Annotated in this window: 17 protein-coding genes; all 17 read right to left on the reverse strand. The window is 43.4% G+C overall.

Translation table 11 applies throughout. The annotated features are described in order from the left end of the window. Window positions 1-43 precede the first annotated feature (43 nt). The 17 genes from sucA to AC30SF_RS08180 all read right to left on the reverse strand — a co-directional run bounded on the left by sucA (window position 44) and on the right by AC30SF_RS08180 (window position 18053). A complete protein-coding gene (gene sucA / locus AC30SF_RS08100; RefSeq protein ID WP_489608120.1) occupies window positions 44-2848 on the reverse strand; it encodes a 2-oxoglutarate dehydrogenase E1 component in 2805 nt (934 codons plus the stop codon). A gap of 171 nt (window positions 2849-3019) precedes the next feature. Then, complete coding sequence (locus AC30SF_RS08105) at window positions 3020-4213, reverse strand: BaiN/RdsA family NAD(P)/FAD-dependent oxidoreductase (protein ID WP_489608121.1); 1194 nt, start codon at window positions 4211-4213, stop codon at window positions 3020-3022. Continuing rightward, window positions 4210-5259 carry a heme lyase NrfEFG subunit NrfF gene (gene nrfF, locus AC30SF_RS08110; RefSeq protein WP_489606974.1) on the reverse strand — a complete coding sequence of 350 codons (1050 nt, stop codon included), beginning with the start codon at window positions 5257-5259 and terminating at the stop codon, window positions 4210-4212. Before nrfF ends, AC30SF_RS08105 begins: the two co-directional genes overlap by 4 nt. Continuing rightward, window positions 5256-5786: a DsbE family thiol:disulfide interchange protein gene (locus AC30SF_RS08115; protein WP_489606975.1), complete on the reverse strand. Its 531-nt coding sequence runs from the start codon at window positions 5784-5786 to the stop codon at window positions 5256-5258. Before AC30SF_RS08115 ends, nrfF begins: the two co-directional genes overlap by 4 nt. Then, window positions 5779-7689 (reverse strand): heme lyase NrfEFG subunit NrfE, encoded by a 1911-nt coding sequence (gene nrfE, locus AC30SF_RS08120; protein ID WP_489606976.1) that lies wholly within the window; start codon window positions 7687-7689, stop codon window positions 5779-5781. Before nrfE ends, AC30SF_RS08115 begins: the two co-directional genes overlap by 8 nt. A 351-nt stretch (window positions 7690-8040) precedes the next feature. Continuing rightward, window positions 8041-9006: a cytochrome c nitrite reductase subunit NrfD gene (nrfD, locus tag AC30SF_RS08125; protein WP_021615859.1), complete on the reverse strand. Its 966-nt coding sequence runs from the start codon at window positions 9004-9006 to the stop codon at window positions 8041-8043. Next, a complete protein-coding gene (gene nrfC / locus AC30SF_RS08130) occupies window positions 9003-9680 on the reverse strand; it encodes a cytochrome c nitrite reductase Fe-S protein (protein WP_033002482.1) in 678 nt (225 codons plus the stop codon). The genes nrfD and nrfC overlap by 4 nt, the downstream gene beginning before the upstream one ends. Next, window positions 9677-10333 carry a cytochrome c nitrite reductase pentaheme subunit gene (gene nrfB, locus AC30SF_RS08135; RefSeq protein ID WP_489608122.1) on the reverse strand — a complete coding sequence of 219 codons (657 nt, stop codon included), beginning with the start codon at window positions 10331-10333 and terminating at the stop codon, window positions 9677-9679. Before nrfB ends, nrfC begins: the two co-directional genes overlap by 4 nt. A 72-nt stretch (window positions 10334-10405) precedes the next feature. Continuing rightward, window positions 10406-11929 (reverse strand): ammonia-forming nitrite reductase cytochrome c552 subunit, encoded by a 1524-nt coding sequence (nrfA, locus tag AC30SF_RS08140; RefSeq protein ID WP_489608123.1) that lies wholly within the window; start codon window positions 11927-11929, stop codon window positions 10406-10408. Window positions 11930-12324: 395 nt separating this feature from the next. Continuing rightward, complete coding sequence (locus AC30SF_RS08145) at window positions 12325-12606, reverse strand: hypothetical protein (RefSeq protein WP_485860920.1); 282 nt, start codon at window positions 12604-12606, stop codon at window positions 12325-12327. A gap of 9 nt (window positions 12607-12615) precedes the next feature. After that, window positions 12616-13554, reverse strand: coding sequence for a c-type cytochrome biogenesis protein CcmI (gene ccmI, locus AC30SF_RS08150; protein WP_489608124.1), 939 nt, complete (start codon window positions 13552-13554; stop codon window positions 12616-12618). Next, complete coding sequence (locus tag AC30SF_RS08155) at window positions 13551-14036, reverse strand: cytochrome c-type biogenesis protein (protein WP_489608125.1); 486 nt, start codon at window positions 14034-14036, stop codon at window positions 13551-13553. Before AC30SF_RS08155 ends, ccmI begins: the two co-directional genes overlap by 4 nt. After that, entirely contained in the window at window positions 14036-14587 is a 552-nt protein-coding gene (locus AC30SF_RS08160) for a DsbE family thiol:disulfide interchange protein (protein ID WP_479745168.1), read from the reverse strand. The genes AC30SF_RS08155 and AC30SF_RS08160 overlap by 1 nt, the downstream gene beginning before the upstream one ends. 29 nt (window positions 14588-14616) lie before the next feature. Further along, window positions 14617-16575 (reverse strand): heme lyase CcmF/NrfE family subunit, encoded by a 1959-nt coding sequence (locus tag AC30SF_RS08165; protein WP_295976735.1) that lies wholly within the window; start codon window positions 16573-16575, stop codon window positions 14617-14619. After that, complete coding sequence (ccmE, locus tag AC30SF_RS08170; RefSeq protein WP_489608126.1) at window positions 16575-17093, reverse strand: cytochrome c maturation protein CcmE; 519 nt, start codon at window positions 17091-17093, stop codon at window positions 16575-16577. The genes AC30SF_RS08165 and ccmE overlap by 1 nt, the downstream gene beginning before the upstream one ends. Beyond that, the gene (gene ccmD, locus AC30SF_RS08175; RefSeq protein WP_489608127.1) at window positions 17090-17296 is read right to left on the reverse strand and encodes a heme exporter protein CcmD; all 207 of its coding nucleotides are present in this window, start codon (window positions 17294-17296) and stop codon (window positions 17090-17092) included. The genes ccmE and ccmD overlap by 4 nt, the downstream gene beginning before the upstream one ends. 19 nt (window positions 17297-17315) lie before the next feature. Then, entirely contained in the window at window positions 17316-18053 is a 738-nt protein-coding gene (locus AC30SF_RS08180; protein WP_290521105.1) for a heme ABC transporter permease, read from the reverse strand. Window positions 18054-18058: the final 5 nt, after the last annotated feature.

Here is an 18058-nt window from a genome sequence, read left to right on the forward strand (position 1 = left end):
GGTGTTTTTAAAACAAGCGAAAAATACACCGCACTTTAACGGATTAAAGCGTCAATGCATCTTCCACCAATTGTTTTTGCTGTTTGGCATGCAGTGACAAATAACCTACCGCCGGTGAAGCAGACGCCGGGCGGCCGGCATAAGACAATTTGGCGTTGTTCGGAATCACTGCCTCAAAGTTATGTTTACTGCAATACCAAGCCCCTTGGTTCAGTGGCTCTTCTTGGCACCATACGAAATCCGTAACATGTGAATAAGGCGCTAAAGCGGCTTTCACATCGTCATGCGGGAACGGATAAAGTTGCTCAATACGAATGATAGCCACATTATCCTGTTCATTTTTACGGCGTTGCTCCAATAAATCGTAATATACTTTACCGGCACACATCACCACACGTTTCACATTTTTCGGATCGATATTGTCAATTTCACCAATGACCGTTTGGAATGTGCCGTTAAGCAATTCATCCATACTCGACACCGCTAACGGATGACGTAACAAGGATTTCGGTGAAATACCAATTAACGGACGGCGCATTTTACGAATCGCTTGGCGACGTAACATGTGATACACCTGCGCCGGCGTTGAAGGCACACACACTTGCATGTTTTGTTGTGCACAAAGCTGCAAATAACGCTCCAAACGGGCGGATGAGTGTTCCGGGCCTTGTCCTTCATAACCGTGTGGTAGCAACATCACTAAGCCACACATTCTGCCCCATTTTTGCTCGCCGGAGCTGATGAATTGGTCAATCACGATTTGCGCCCCGTTGGCGAAATCACCAAATTGCGCTTCCCAAATGGTTAAGGTTTTCGGATCCGTGGTGGCATAGCCGTATTCAAAGGCAAGCACCCCTTCTTCGGTTAAAACGGAATCCCATACTTCAAAGCGACCTTGATTGGCGTGTAATTGGGTTAATGGCACATAGCCGGTACCATCTTTTTGGTTATGTACGACGGCATGACGATGGAAGAACGTACCACGACCGGCATCTTCACCGGATAAACGCACATGAATGCCTTCATCCAATAAGGTGGCGTAAGCCATGGTTTCCGCCATCCCCCAGTCTAATAATTTTTCGCCTCGCCCCATTTCTTGACGATCGGCATAGATTTTCTCAACGCGAGGATGCGGTTGCACATAATCCGGATAGTGAGAGACACGTTTTGCTAAGGTTTTAAACCGCTCTTCCGGGAATTTACTTTCATACGGCGCCGTCCAGTCATAGTTGAGATACTGCAACCAGTCCACTTTTGCCATATCCATCGGACGCCATTCCGGCACGACACATTCACCATTATCCAAAGCATCGCGGTATAAATTGGCAATTTCAGTCGCATCTTCTTCCGTAATGACGCCTTCTTGAATTAAACGATTGGCATACACTTTCGGTGGTGTTGGATGTTTTTTGATAATGCCGTACATCATTGGCTGAGTTGCCAACGGTTCGTCTGCTTCGTTATGACCATGACGGCGATAAGAAATCAAATCAATGAAAATATCCCGTTTAAAGACCGCACGATATTCCACCGCCATACGGGCAGCAAAAGCAACCGCTTCCGGATCATCACCGTTCACATGAATAATCGGCGCTTGAATCATTTTGGCGATGTCGGTACAAAACTCGGTAGAACGGGTATCGTTTGGGTTAGAGGTGGTGAAACCAATTTGGTTATTGATCACAATACGAATCGTACCACCCACTTTATAACCGCGGGCATTAGACATATTCAAGGTTTCTTGCACGATACCTTGTCCCGTTACAGCGGAGTCGCCATGCACCGTTACCGCCAACACTTTATTATGTTCGGTGTCTTGTTTACGGGTTTGTCTTGCGCGGACGGAACCAATCACAACCGGGCTCACAATTTCTAAGTGAGACGGGTTAAAGGCAAGTGTCAAATGTACTTTTTTATCATCTACCGCAAAATCAGAGGAGAAACCTTGATGATATTTCACATCACCGGTGCGGTTATCTTCCGCATGTTTACCGGCAAATTCATCAAATAAGTCGCTCGGGCGTTTACCAAACACGTTAACCAACATATTTAGACGACCACGGTGTGCCATGCCCAACACCACATCGTCTATACCGTTACGGCTGGCATGACGGATGATCTCTTTCATCATCGGAATAAAGGCATCACTTCCTTCTAAAGAGAAACGTTTCGCGCCCGGGAATTTCGCGCCTAAATAACGCTCTAAGCCATCCGCTGCCGTTAATTCTTTCAGTAAATTGATTTTTTCGTCTTTACTGAAAAGCGGCTGTTGAATCCATTTTTCTTGTTTACTTTGCAACCAATTACGCTGTTCCATATCATGAATGTGCATAAACTCCAGACCGATATTGCCACAATAGGTCGCTTTCAAATCACGGGCTAAATCACGGAGCTTCATGCTTTCCTTGCCATAAACAGCATAGTCGATATTGAAACTTTCGTCCAAATCAGCGTCTGTTAATCCATGTCGGTGATAGTCTAATTCAGGCACGGAGGAAGTTTTCCAACGGTAATAATTGAGGGGGTCGAGAGTGGCTTCAATGTAGCCACGAGAACGGTATGCATTGATGAATTGTAAAACTTTAACTAATTTCGCGCTCGCTTCCGGATCAATCACGCTCACGCTCTGTCCATGATTTTCTCGCGCTAAACGGCGAAAATAATCGCGCACCGTTGAATGGGGTTGCTCAAGTGCGGTGGATTTTGGCAGCGTTTTAAAAATTTCCTGCCAACTGGCATCCACACTGTTCGGGTCTTCAAGATAACTTTCATAAAGATCCTCAATATAAGATTGATTTGCCCCACCTAATGCACTGGAGGAGAGCCATTCATTTAAAGAATGCTGCATACATACCACCTTAAGATTTAAATACGCTAACAAACAACATGATAATAAACAAAGAACAATCTTGTCCTAAGGGATGCATTATGCCTGATAAATAAAATACATTCTGTGATCTGGATTGAAATTTTACAAAAAATTAACGAAAAAATAAAAGCAATAAAAATACACACGGGCTTATTTATTCGTAATCGCCTGCGCACAGGCATAGGCAGAACTCCACGCCCACTGGAAATTGTAACCGCCAAGCCAGCCGGTAACGTCTAATACTTCGCCGATAAAATACAAGCCTTGCACGTGATTGCTTTCCATGGTTTTGGAGGAAATGCCATGAGTATCCACGCCGCCCATAGTCACTTCTGCGGTGCGATAGCCTTCCGTGCCATTCGGCACAAACTGCCAATGATGGATTAAATTCACTAAATTTTCTAACCGCACTTTGCTTAATTGGGCAATGGCTTCATCTTGTATAAAGCCTTTTTCAAGCCATAACTCCACTAATTTTTTAGGTAATAAACGGCTTAATACGGTTTTTAACTGTAATTTAGGTGAAGATTGGCGCAGTTCGTTTAAATGATGACAAATATCCTGTCCCGGCAATAAATCAAGATGAATGCTTTCACCCGGTTGCCAATAGTTAGAAATTTGCAAAATCGCCGGTCCGGATAAACCGCGATGAGTAAATAGCATTTGATGGGTAAAGGTTTTTTGTTGATTGCTCGCGGAGACATCTAAGGAAATACCGGATAACGCCGCATAAAACTTATCGCATTCACGCCAAGTAAAAGGCACTAAACTTGCCCGAGGTGCAATCACATGAATGCCAAATTGCTCGGCGATTTGATAACCCAAAGGCGTTGCGCCCAAGCCCGGCATAGACAAACCGCCGGTAGCAACGACTAAATGCGTACAATACAATGTCTCACCGTTTGTCACGACAGAAAATCCGTTTTCCGTTTTTGCCACAGCAGAAATACTTTGTCGTAAGGCAATCTCCACGCCGTATTTTTTACATTCTGCCAGTAGCATATTGACGATATCTTCCGCACCGTTATCGCAAAATAACTGGCCGAGCTCTTTTTCATGATAAGGAATGCCGTATTCTGCCACTAAACCGATAAAATCCCATTGGGTAAAGCGTTTTAAGGCGGATTTCACAAAATGCGGATTTTGGCTGAGATAACGATCTGAAGAAAGCTCCATATTGGTGAAATTACAAAAACCACCGCCGGACATTAAAATTTTTCGCCCGACCTTTTTACCGTTATCTAAAATTCTGACTTTGCCACCGCACTTTGCTAATTGCGCCGCACAAAACAAGCCTGCCGCCCCCGCACCGATAATCAGCGTTTCAATAGCATGCTGGCTCACTGCAATTCTCCTTTTTGCATGAAATCGACCATTTTCATTTTCTGAATGGTGGCACGACGATCCACTGCAGAATTGCCGGAATCCAAAATTTGCTGCCAATAATCAAGTGCGGTGGAATAATCGCGCGTTTTGAACGCCTCTGCTGCCAACAACGATAAGGCAGAAACTTCTTTTGGATCTTGTGCTAACGCCTCATCCAAGAATTGTTGAACTTGTGGTGTAATCTGTTGATTCGCTTGAAGATATAATGCTGTCGCCATCAACCCTCGCGTAGTCGGCTTACGACCATCAATTTTTTCAGCATTGCCATAACAAACCAGGGCGCTATCAAAATCGTTATTTTGCATATACGCGTCACCTAGCTTCACCCAGTTTTCTGCACTATTCGGATCTTGGCGTAATTTATCCTGAATTTTGCCGATAATCGCCTCGCTTTTATTTTCTTCCGGCGTTTCAAGTTGCTGATTGTGTTGTGCAATTTGTTCCTGCTCACCTTGCTGTACACGAGAAAAACGTTCCAAAGAAAAATAATACGCAAAAGGAATGGCAAGCAATAAAGCAAAAACGATCAATGCCGATTTAAGCTCAAATTTGACCGCACTTTTCTCTTGTAAGGTTTGAAAGTGCGGTCGATTTTCCACCTGTTTTTCCGATTCAAGCGGTGATGAACCACGACTGGAAACCCAAATCAACCCAAACGCCACCAACAACAAACCTGCCGGTAATAGCCAAAGCAACGCCGTGTTCCATTGGAACGGCGGCTTATAATTGACGAAGTTCCCAAAACGCGATGTCATGGCATCAATAATTTGCTGGTTCGTTTTGCCTTCATTCACCATGTTATACACCTCAATACGCAAGTCGTAAGCAATCGGTGAATTCGATTCGACTAAGTTTTGGTTTTGACATTGCGGGCAACGCAAAGATTTCGCCAATTCCACGGCGCGGGTACGATCCGCCTGGTTATGAAATTCAAAGGTATCCACCATTTCAGCAATGGCATTCACACTGATCAATAAAAAAATTAACGCGAAAAATCGTTTCATGGTTGTAATAGCTGGTTAAGTTGAGGCACGAAAGTTTTTTGCCAAGTTTCCCGATCTAATAAGCCGGAATGACGATAACGAATAATGCCGTTAGCATCCACTAGATAGGTTTCCGGCGCGCCATCCACCCCCAGTTTCAGCGCCAATTCGCCACGGCTGTCATCAATGACTAAGGTGTAAGGATTGCCCATATGTTGTAACATCGCAATACCATTTTGTGGTTTGTCGCGATAGTCCACGCCCACGATAGGAATCTCTTTTGCTAACTCAAGCAATAATGGGTGTTCTTGCTGACAATAACCGCACCAGCTTCCCCAAATATTGAGTAAAAATGGGCGTTTCGGAAAATCTTTTGGGCTAAGCGTTTGACGATTATCCAATAAATTTGCCTGATAAAACTCAGGCACAGGCTTATCAATTAACGCAGAGGCGATTTTTTTCGGATCTTGGTGCAACCCTGCTAACAATAAAACACATACGCCAAGTAACAATACTAACGGCAGGAAGAAAATTATTTTTCTATTCATCACGTTTTCCTCTTCGCTTCATCGTCAATACAGAACACAATGCACCCAATGCCATCAATATACCGCCAAACCATAACCAACGAATCAGCGGTTTGTAATGAAGACGGAACGTAAACTCCCCCTTGCCGAGCGGATCGCCCATAACAATATATAAATCGCCCCAAAAACCGCCGGACAGTCCCACTTCACTCATGGTCATGGTGCGCACATCATAATAACGGCGTTCCGGTTGCAATTCGGCATACGGCTTACCCTTTTCTGCCACGCTAAACGTTGCCACTTCAGCCGTAAAATTCGGGCCGATTTCATTGGAAAATCGTTCATAGTGAAAATTAAATGCACCGAGTTGTTGGCTTTGTTGTGGCGATAAACGTACACCAATTTCACTACCGAAATAACTGCTCATGACGGCGCCCATTGTGGCAATGGCCACACCGCTATGCGCAAAAATCATCGCATAGTGAGAAAGGCCTAACTTTCGCCAATTTTGCCACAACGTCGCCAATAACAACCAAATCGCTAAGGTGAGTAGGAAATAGGCTGTCCATTTGAACTGTAATGCACTGTCATTTTGCATAACGTGGTGAATGGCTAAATAGGCAAGCAACAAAGAGGGCAACAATAACACGGCACGGTTTAATAAAATGCGTTTATCCGCTTTTGCCCAATGCAAGCCGAGGGAAATCACCATGGCAATTAACACCAATGCAATCAGCGGCAGGAAAATACTGTTGAAGTAAGGTGCACCAACAGAAATAGAGCCCCAATTCATGGCTTGGAATAACATTGGATAGAAAGTGCCGAGAAACGTGCTGACGGTCGCGATGCTCAATAAAACATTCAAAAAAAGCACCGCACTTTCTTTGGAAAGCAACTTTAATTTCACAGCTTGTTGCTGCATATTCGCTTTGAACGCAAACAAACTGAGCGCTCCGACAGTCAACAGGAAGAAAATCACCAGCAATGCGGTGCCTCGCTGGCTATCCACTGCAAAAGCATGTACAGACGTCAATGCGCCTGAGCGTACAATAAAGGTGCCGAGTACACTGAAAGCGAACGCTAACAGCGAGAAAAGCGTTGTCCAATAATTAAAGATGCCCCGTTTTTCACTGACAATTAAACTATGTAACAACGCTAAGCCTAATAACCAAGGCATTAATGACGCATTTTCTACCGGATCCCAGAACCACCAGCCGCCCCAGCCGAGTTCGTAATATGCCCACCACGCCCCTAGCACAATGCCTAAGGTTAAAAATAACCAAGAGACCAATACCCAAACCCGCATCACGCGGGCAATTTGGCTTTCTAAATGTTGATGCAACAAGGCGCTAACACTCAGGGCAAAATTCACTGCGAAGCCAACATAGCCGAGATACAACAACGGCGGATGAAAAATCAGCCCCACATCCTGCAACATCGGGTTCAGATCACGCCCTTCCAACGGTGCGGGAAAGAGGCGTCCATACGGATTAGAAAAGAAAACGATAAAGACAGCAAAGCTAAAACAAATTAAGCCTAAAATCACCAAGCTTTGTGCCACAAAAGTGCGGTTATTTTTTCGATTAAATAATGCAAACAGGACAACCCAAACGGAAAGTGAAAACAGCCAGAACAACATGGATCCTTCATGCCCACCCCAAGTCGCCGCAATTTTAAAGAACGTTGGCAATTGAGAATTCGAATGGGCGGCGACATATTCCAAGGTAAAATCATCGACCGCAAAGGAATACGCCAAGATGGAAATCGCGGCTAACGTAAATAAGCCAAAGCAATAGCTTAATCCCCAAGCTAATTGGGTCAGTGCCGGCTTACGCAGCCAAAGCCCAAGTTGTGGAACAACGGCGAGCAGCAACGCGCTCATCGTAGCAAGAAGAAGAGAAAGAAAGCCTAGTTCGGGGATCATAAAATAATCTCGTGTTTTAGATTGTCATGTTGGTTTTGTGGATGCTCACTTCAGGTTTCGCCTGCATTTATACTGCCTCTTTAATAAAGAAGAGGTTAGGAGGAGATTTTAACGATATTAAACAACCCATAAGGTTGAAATCACTTCTGCCAAATCTCCCCTTCCCCTCTTTGCTAAAGAGGGGAAAGTGAGATAAAAACGTTTAAAATTTTAACCGCACTTACTCGTAGAAAAACAAATCAGATTTCCTTCTTTGAGTCGCCTTTCTTTTTTATTTTTCTTTGCCAAAGAAAATAACACCAAACAAAAAGGCGTATTTTACTACGCCTTTTGATACAAACAAAAACCTTATCATGCGGTTGTAAGCTGTCCTGCGTACAGAATAAAGTAACGCAAGCATAACACCCCAATCAAGTCGAAAATCGACACAAGGATGATAAAATTCTTGTTGAATTTCAAACGATCGCTAACAAACATATTGGCAATCAACGGAATTAAGATACCGATAAAGAATACCCCAATCCAGAAGACTGCGCCCCAGAAGCCGGATAACGCATTATGTAACGCCACCACTTTTTGTCCGCCACCGAAGTAGAGTCCCACGAAGAAACAGATTAATAGACCGAGCTCGGTTACCATAATCGGCACTTCAAATTTATGAATGAAGTGTGATTCGTGGGAATCGCCTTTTAATTTACCTGCAATCAGGATAAATAAGAAGGTCGCAGCGATACCGGAAGAGGTTCCGGAGGCTAAGAAGAGTGCCGGTAATACCGGGTTATTCAACATCGGATAGCTAATCAACGCAGAAAGTAAGAAGCCGGTATAAGCCCCTAGCACTGCGGCTAAGATGAAGAGAATAACTTCAACAGGGGAGGTTACGCGTTCTAATACATTGATAATGTTACCGATAAAACGGAGTTTTGGCATAAAACGTTGGATCAATGCCATAATATCTTCTTTGAAGATAACGACACACCAACAAACCAAAAACAGCATATACACTTGGAATAACATAACCCCCATAGACATCACGGAGTTAAATTGATAGTTAAACATCAATTTCCAGAATGTCCAAGGACGCGCCAAGTGGAAAATCAACAAGGTTAAACCGATTAATGTCGGCACACTCCCCAATACGGCAGCGGCACGAATAATCCAGTTTTTGTTTGGATTTTCAAGTTTGTTACTACGTTTATACGCAATCGCTAATTGTACCGCACCGGAAGAAATACCAAGTAAGAACAAGTAGATAGCGATTGTTGAATCCCACACCAAGTTAGGTGTGTGAAACGGAACAGGATAATCTAATGTCATCTTCTTGGTTCTCCGTGTTGGAATGGAATATGGTAAAGATTCGGTTGTGTACCTAATTCCACTTTCGTGCGGTAAACAGGACTTTGTTTTACCTTGCGTGCCACTGCGCTTGTCGGATCATTCATATCACCAAAGGTTAATGCTTTGGTTGGACAGGCTTCTACACAAGCCGGTTGTTTACCAGCTGCTAAGTTTGTATCACGACAGAAGTTACATTTATCTGCAGTACGGTGTACCGGATGAATGAAACGTACGCGATATGGACAGACGGCAATGCAATATTGGCAACCGACGCAAAGATCTTTATTCACATCCACGATACCGGTTTCAGGATCGATGAATGATGCCCCGGTTGGACAAACTGCCACACAAGGTGCATTCGTACAATGTTGGCAAGATTGACGGAAAAACTCGTACTCTTGATTCGGGAATTCCCCATAAGGTTCGCTACGTAGGATTTCCAAACGTGAAACGCCTTCAGGCACGTGGTTAGTTTCACGACAAGCATCCATACACGCAGTACAGCCAATACACGCGGTTTCATCGTGCACCATCGCGTAGCGTTTCGGTTTATCCGCCTTTTCCTCTTTCGCTAAAGAGGTCACTGATGTTCCCGTCATAAGGATCAACGCCCCCATGCCGGAAACAAAGTTTCGGCGTGAGCAAGTTGTCATTGTTTATCCTTTTGTTCGGTTGATTGAGTTTGTTCTTTTTGCGCTTTACGTTTTTGTTGTTCACCGTGGCAATCCACACAAAGTTTCACACGATTTTTTGGTTGAATACCTTTCATCGCATCATCTTTCGGGTGTAATGTGTGACAACTTGCACAAGGCAATTTCATTGCATGAACATCATGCGCCCAAAGTTTTTCACGAAGTTTATCCGGTTGGTGACAAGAGAAACAGACTTGGTTTTGTTCTTGTGCGCTATACATCGGTTTTTTCTCACCGAAAATATCGCCGTCAAAACGCATCACGTCTTTTGCACCACGACGGTGATCTTCAGAAATATTGCCATGACAGTTGACACAATTAATTGGTTTACCGTTATTCGGATTTTTCTGATTTAAGTGTGCACCATGAAACTTACCGAAGTGTAATTCACCACCGGATTGATCCAAGGTTTGATTTTTATCGACTTTGTCGAATTTATGGCATTTAGCACAATATTGGTTTGGATCGCGTTGATTATCCAATTGCGGTTCGTAAGTAAACTTGTCCGCTGCAGACGGCTGACCTTCTGCTTGTGCGAGCATCGGTGCGGCGACCAATACTGCAAGCAATGCAAGGGCTTTTGCCGGTTTGCGGAATAGAGACGTTAAATTCATTCTGATTACCTCAAATTTGTTTTTGAAAATGACCGCACTTTTATAAAGTGCACAAAAGTGCGGTACGTTTTTCTATTGTTTTGTTGCGGAATCTTCAGCTAATTTGCCATTGGCTTTAGCTTCTTTGACCCATTGAGGTACAACAGTTTCTAAGAATTCTTTTTTCGCTTCACGTTCTTTCTCAATATCAATACCCATGACTTTCCATGCTTTATCCGCTGTAGAAATATCTGGTACTTCAACCGGAGTTTTCACGCCATGTTTAGTTAAGATAGCGGCAAGTTTAGCGCGCGCATCTGCAGCTCTATCAAGACCAGAGCCTAACACACGAAGCATAACATCAGGTGCGTGCATGTGACCACCGTGGCTTGCTGCTGAGTAATCCCAACGCCATTGTGCGTGGCGGATATCCATTAAAGCCGGTTCCATTTCTTCTTTAGTTGCGCCAGCATCCCATGCGGCTTTCGCTTCAAAGTGGGCACGAACAACTTGATCTTCTAAACGACCCATGATGTCTTTCACTTCTTTCTTACGAGAGGCAACAATGTCTTTTAACTTCTCTTTGCTTTGATCGTGGCAGTTCGCACAAGTGGTATCAAATGCATCGAATGGGTTTTGGATTTGGTGGTCGGTGTAAACTTTACCGTCTTTACCTTGTACTTTAGGCATGTGACAGTCGATACAAGTTACGCCGTTTTTACCGTGCATACCTAAAGACCAAATTTCAAAGTCAGGGTGTTGCGCTTTTAACATTGGTGCTTTAGAAAGAGAGTGAGTCCAGTCACTGAAGCCGATATCATCATAGTATTTTTCGATGTCATCAACAGTTTGACCGTTATCCCAAGGGAAGGTTACTTGTTTTAAGTCACCCGCGAAGTAGTATTCAACGTGACAGTTTGCACAGATTTCAGCACGTTTTTCAGTACGTGCTGCTGTATTGAAACTTAAATCGGCTTGCTCTTTGCCTGCGGCTTTCGCTTTGGCTTGAAGCGCATTATTTAGGTGATCCAACGCACGAAGTACGTGTGGACGAGCAATACGTAATGCAGGTTTGCCTTCAGCAAAGTCTTTTGATGTGGTGTCGTGACAGTCAGCACAACCGATTGAGTTAACCACTTCTGGTCCACCTTTAGCCCATTTGGCACCAAAGTAACCATCTTCACCCCATTCTGCAATTAAACGAGGAACGTCCGGACCTTTACAAGTCCAACATGCCATTGGTTGTGGGCCATCATTTGCATTTTTGGGCGCACCAGTACGTAAAATATTACGTACATCTTCTACTGCATAAACGTGACCACGAGGTGCGTTATATTCTTTTGCGAAAGAATAGCCCCCCCATAACACGATTAAACGAGGATCTTGTTCATCAGCATAGATGATTTTGTCGCCTTTTTCAGTCGCTTTCCACGAATTGAATTGGCTAGGATATTTCTCAGCAAATTTTTCATTTACTGCTTCAATTTTTAGATTTGGGTTAGGCGCTTCAACCGGCTGCTCAACCGGTTTATACACCAATTCCGCCATCGCCGAATTACATACGCCTAAAGCTGCGAAAGAAGCTGCTACGAGTAAGCTTTTTCTCAATGCGTTCACGATAATCACTCCAATAAGGTTATAAATATGGCTTCTATTAGCGTTAATAGAAGGTGGTAAAATATCTATTATCATTTGTTAGTAATGAGAATCTTTATTATTAATAACAATATGATAGAAGACATAAAGACTTTAAATCGTCGCTAACATAACCAAATGCACATATTTTTTCTATGGATATTTAGCATTTTCTTGTTTTTGATCAATTTTTTAAATTCAACTGATTATTTTGTGGCTTTTACCACTTAAGAGTGATGGATGAAAATACGGTGAGTGCCTCTTTACCGAGACAAATTAGAGAGAGATTGACGCCTAAAAAAAGCGAAGCTCCTCCAAGAAACTTCGCTCTTCTTTAAAGAAAATGCGGTGAAAAATAACCGCATTTTATGTTGAAACTACCAACCGTGATAATACCCCACTGACGGCATCACCATAATCGATGGGTGGCGCTCGCGATAAATCACCTGTTTTGGCGCATTATCACTGGCATTTAAAACATTCTCTGCCGGTTTTTCCGCCTTTACTTTATATTGTGCCGGAACGGTATTACCGCTGTAAACCTTTGCTTGGTAAGCGGCAACCGCTTGCGTATCCAAAGGCGCATTCCCTTGAGAAGGGGAAGAAGAACAAGCAGCTAAAAGAACACTTGCACCTACGATTAAAATCACGTTTTTCATCATATTACCTCAATTTTTCGGTGTTTCTGTCGGCGTTTGTGCCGGCATCATTTGTTGATGTTTTTCCTGCTCTTGCGCATCTAGCGCATCACGCGCAGAACGAATGCTGCGTTCAATAATGGAAACACGCTGATCGTCTTTCGGCAACAATTTTAACATCATCGCCCAAGTCACAATCGCCATTTTGTAATCTTCCGTTTCAAAATAACTGAACGCCAATAAACTTAACGCATCGATGTTCGTATGATCTTCACGAATCACTTCACGCAGTAAATTGTTTCCTTTTAATTTATCTGTCGGATCTTCAGAGAACATTAAAATACGTGCATAAGCCAACTTATATAAATTATTTTTCGGATCTAATTTATTGGCACGTGCAAAACTCTCTAAGGACATTTGCGGTTTATCCAAATTCAAACCAATTTGTCCGAGTAGCCACCAGTTTTTTGCATTCGTCGGATCTTTTTGTAAATCCAAACGTAATGCTGTGGCAAACTGTTGCATTTCACTTTCACTTAATGGGTTCGTTTCTTCCGTTTTCATTCGTTCAAAAAAGTGCGGTAACTTTTCAACAGATTTCTCTAACATAATTTCTGTTTGCCAAGCCCCCACCGAGAAATAGGCGGAAACCGCAATAATACCCAAGGCTAAGACACCGGAAATAAACCACAATTTACCGTAATTTTTGCCCTCCTCTAGTTTATTAGAGATGTGTTGTGGAATATCTTCTAATAAAGCTTGTTGCAATTCCACTTTAAGCTGTTCGGTATTTTCCAATAGCCCTTGTTTTTCATCACGTTCAATTTCTTTTAAACGTTCAAAATAAAAGGCTTTATTTAACGTATCGCGTTGTACTGATGGTTTTTGTATGCTTTTTTTCAAGAGTGGAAAGAAACAAACCAAGGCAGCGATCAGCGTTAGTGCAAGAATGCTTAACCATAACGTCATTTGTTATTCTCCTTGTTTAATAGCTCATTTAAGCGCTGTTGCTCCTCTTCACTTAAAGCGGTTGTCGTGGCAGTCTCGCATTTTGTTGCCACGGAAAGCGTTTGTGACTGTTTACGACGAAAAACAAACAATACGCCAAATAAAATTAAGATAATCGGTACTCCCCAAAGAACCACGGTTGCCGGCGTAAGTGGCGGATCATAAGTCACAAAATTACCGTAGCGATCCACCATGTACTTCACCACCTCTTCTCTGGATTTGCCTTCTTGTAACAACTCAAAAACTTTACCACGCATATCGACTGCAATAGTCGCATTAGAATCGGCAATATTATTATTTTGACATTGTGGACAACGCAATTCTTGGGTTAAAGAATGATAGTCATCTTCTTGCTGTGACGAACTGAAATTCAGTGCATCGATGGCACCAAATGCCGTTACACTAAAGAAAAGTGCAGTAGAAAATAAAAGTGTTTTTCTCATCACTCCTTCCCTCCGCCTAATTTTTGAAAAATCGGCAGTAACGTTTCCTGCCAAACTTTTTCATTCACATCACCGGCATAGCGATAATGAATCACGCCATTGCCATCTACAATGAAAGTTTCCGGTGCGCCGTACACGCCGAGATCTAATGCAAAAGATCCTTTTTCATCTTTCAATACCACTTGATACGGATTGCCTAAATCATTGAGCCATTTTACTGCTTTCGCACTGCTGTCTTTATAATCGAGACCGATAATCGGCACCCCCTGTTTTGCGAGCTGATTCAAGTACTGATGCTCGGCATAACAGGTCGGACACCACGTTGCCCACACATTTAACAAAAGCGGTTTGCCTTGTTTGAACAGCGATTCGTCATAGCTTTTATCTGCGGCCAATAAATCCTGCAAGGTTTTTGCCGGCACCGGTTTCCCGACTAATGCTGACTCTAAAGCTTTCGGATCATCCCCTTGTGCATTGCGTTGCAGTTGCACCAAAAACGCCGCCACCAAAGCAAGAAAAATAATTAAAGGTAAATATAATTTCTTATTCATTAACAATACTCTACTATTTCAATTCAGATTTATTGCACATTGTCTTTGGCTAAAATCTGACTAAACCGATAGCGACGGTCGAACATACACAATACGCCACCCAGCGCCATAAACAATCCGCCGAGCCAAATCCAGCGAATAAACGGTTTGTAATATAAACGTAGCGCCCAAGCATTATTGTCTAATTTTTCACCTAACGCAGCATATAAATCGCGACTAAAGCCCCAATCGATCGCCGCTTCGGTCATCGGCATTTTACTAACCGTATAAAGCCGTTTTTCCGCATAAAGTGTGGTTTCGTGTTTTCCATCACGGCTAATATCAATTTGTGCTTTTCCGCCCACATAGTTTGGGCCATTGGCATCGCTGATCCCTTTAAAAGTGAAATCGTACCCGGCGATTTGTACCGTATCACCGACATTCATACGAACATCACGTTCAATGCTGTAATTTTGGCTAAATGCAATCCCCCAAACCGTCATGGCGACACCCAAGTGTGCCAAAATCATGCCCCAGTGCGAGCGAGATAACTTGGTAATACCACGCCAGAAAGTGTCACGATACGTTGCCCGTTGATGCATTTCATAGAGACTTAACAGCACGATAATGACTGTCATCATGGTGCCGAGCACAGCGCTGACCGTAAGTTTATCTTGTAATAAATACGGCAAGGCAAACCCGGCAATAAGCATGATAATCACACTGGCAATGACCGGCGTGCGAATGGCGGAGAATTGGTCGCGGCGCCATTTCACCAAAGGCCCAATGCCGAGTAACAAGGCAAACGGCGTCATAATAATCAGGAACATTTGATCAAAGAACGGCGCACCAATAGAAATAGAGCCTAAGCCTAACTGTTTGTGTACAAGAGGCAACAATGTTCCCAACAATACGACACAAAGTGCGGTCATTAATAAAATATTATTTAACAACAACAAGCTTTCACGGGAGTAACGCTCTGCATTGTCACGTGAACGAATTTGACTTCCTTTGTAAGCATATAAGGTCAGTGAACCACCAATCACCACGATTAAATAGGCCAACACATATAACCCACGCGTCGGATCAGAGGCAAAGGCGTGAACAGAGACCAAAATGCCAGAACGCACCAAGAACGTGCCAAGCAAACATAAAGAGAAGGCTAAAATCGCCAGCAATACCGTCCATGCTTTAAAGGATCCGCGTTTTTCCGTAACCGCCAAAGAATGCAAGAGTGCTGTACCCGCTAACCACGGCATGAACGAGGCATTTTCTACCGGATCCCAGAACCACCAGCCGCCCCAACCGAGTTCATAATATGCCCACCAAGAACCAAGCACGATACCAAGTGTTAAGAACACCCAAGCTGCCATCGTCCAAGGACGAGACCACCGTGCCCATGCCGTATCTAATTTACCGGTCATTAAAGAGGCAATGGAGAAAGCAAACGCCACAGAAAACCCAACATAGCCCATGTATAATAATGGCGGGTGGAAGATTAAACCGATATCTTGCAATAATGGATTTAACTCTTTGCCGTCCACCGGAAAGTCAGGGAATGTCCGGGTAAATGGATTAGACGTAAACAACACAAAAAGCAGGAAGCCAATACTGATAATCCCCATGATGCCCAGTACACGGGCAACGGCCTCTTGTGGTAAACGTTTACTAAACAAGGCAACCGCGGCACTCCACAAAGATAACAACCAAATCCACAACAGCAAGGAACCTTCATGCGATCCCCAGACTGCAGATAAACGGTAATAAATCGGCAATGTCGTATTCGAGTTGTTAACGACATATTGAACGCTGAAATCATTGATGGCGAATACATAAAATAGCGCGCCAAAAGACACGCTTAAGATGAGAAATAAACCGTACGTCATCGGACGAGCCAATGCCATGAACTGCACATTGCCTTTTTCAGCGCCCCACAGTGGAAAAATCGCTAACAACACCGCGATGGCTAAACTCAACGCAAGCGCATAATTTCCTAATTCTGCAATCATTACCGACCTTCTTGTCCTTTCGCTTGACGATCACGTTCACTCTCGCCTTTCAGATCAGAAATCCCCATAGGTTTATGGACTTTTTGCATTTGTTTTTCCAAATCCGGCGGCACATAGTTTTCATCATGTTTCGCTAATACTTCGCTGGCAACCAATAAGGTTGGCTCTTTTAAGATGCCTTGCGCCACAATACCCTGCCCTTCACGGAATAAATCGGGAAGAATTCCTTCGTATTCAACACTGATAGATGGGCCAATATCATTTAAATCAAACCGCACTTTTAAACTTTTCGGATCACGTTCTACCGTACCGGCCACCACCATGCCGCCGACACGAATACGCTGCCCTACTTCCGGTTTTAAATCGACATCATCATTTTTACCGTAAATTACCTCTGACGGTGTATAGAATAGGTCGATATTTTGGCGCAAGGCATATAACACTAATGTTGTTGCAACCGCCACACCTGCTAACACTAAAATCAGAATAGACAAGCGGGATTTACGTCTTGGATTCATAACGCTTCTCCTTTTTGCTGCATTTTTTGTAAGCGTGCTTCACGTTGTTGTTCATATTTAACGGATTTTAACACCGCACTTTTCCCCATTAGGCTTTGAATCACTAATGCCATAATCAGCAACACACTCAATCCATAAGACAGCCACACATAAAATCCGTAGCCGCCCATGTTAAGTAAATCACTCCAACTTTGAAAGAACATACTCTCTCCCCCCAATAAATTAACTCTTTTCTGCCAATGCCTTAACCCAAGGACGTTTGCTATCCTCTTTTAACAGCTCCGTACGATAACGCACTAAAGTTAGCCAAATAGATAACGTTAGAAAACCAAAGATACATAAAATCAACGGAATCAACATCGGTGTCGCAATGGACGGACGTTCCAATTTCGTAATACTTGCGCCTTGATGCAGGGTATTCCACCATTCCACCGAGAAATGAATAATTGGCAAATTCACGACACCCACGACACATAGCACGCTCGCTGCTTTTGCCCCCACATTACGATCTTGGAAAGCAGAATAAATCGCTAATACGCCTAAATATAAGAAAAATAAAATCAATTCGGCAGTTAAGCGCGCATCCCACACCCACCAAGTTCCCCACATGGGTTTTCCCCAGATCGCCCCGGTAATCAAGGCTAAAAGGGTAAATAATGCACCAATCGGTGCCATCGCAATCATGGCTAACTGCGCTTGTTTAATCTGCCATACTAATGCCACTAATGCCGCCACCGCCATAGAACCATAAACGCCCATAGACCAAATAGCCATCGGTACATGCACGTACATAATACGAAAGCTATTGCCTTGTTGATAATCCGCTGGCGCAAATGCAATCCCCCAAACAATGCCAACCGTTAATAAAAGTGCGGTTAAAATTGCGAAGAAAGGGCTAAATTTGCCACATAAATGATATTGTGTTTCCGGTTTTGCATAAGGATGTAACCATTTCCACATAAATA

The sequence above is a fragment of the Aggregatibacter valvarum genome (genome assembly GCF_980468985.1).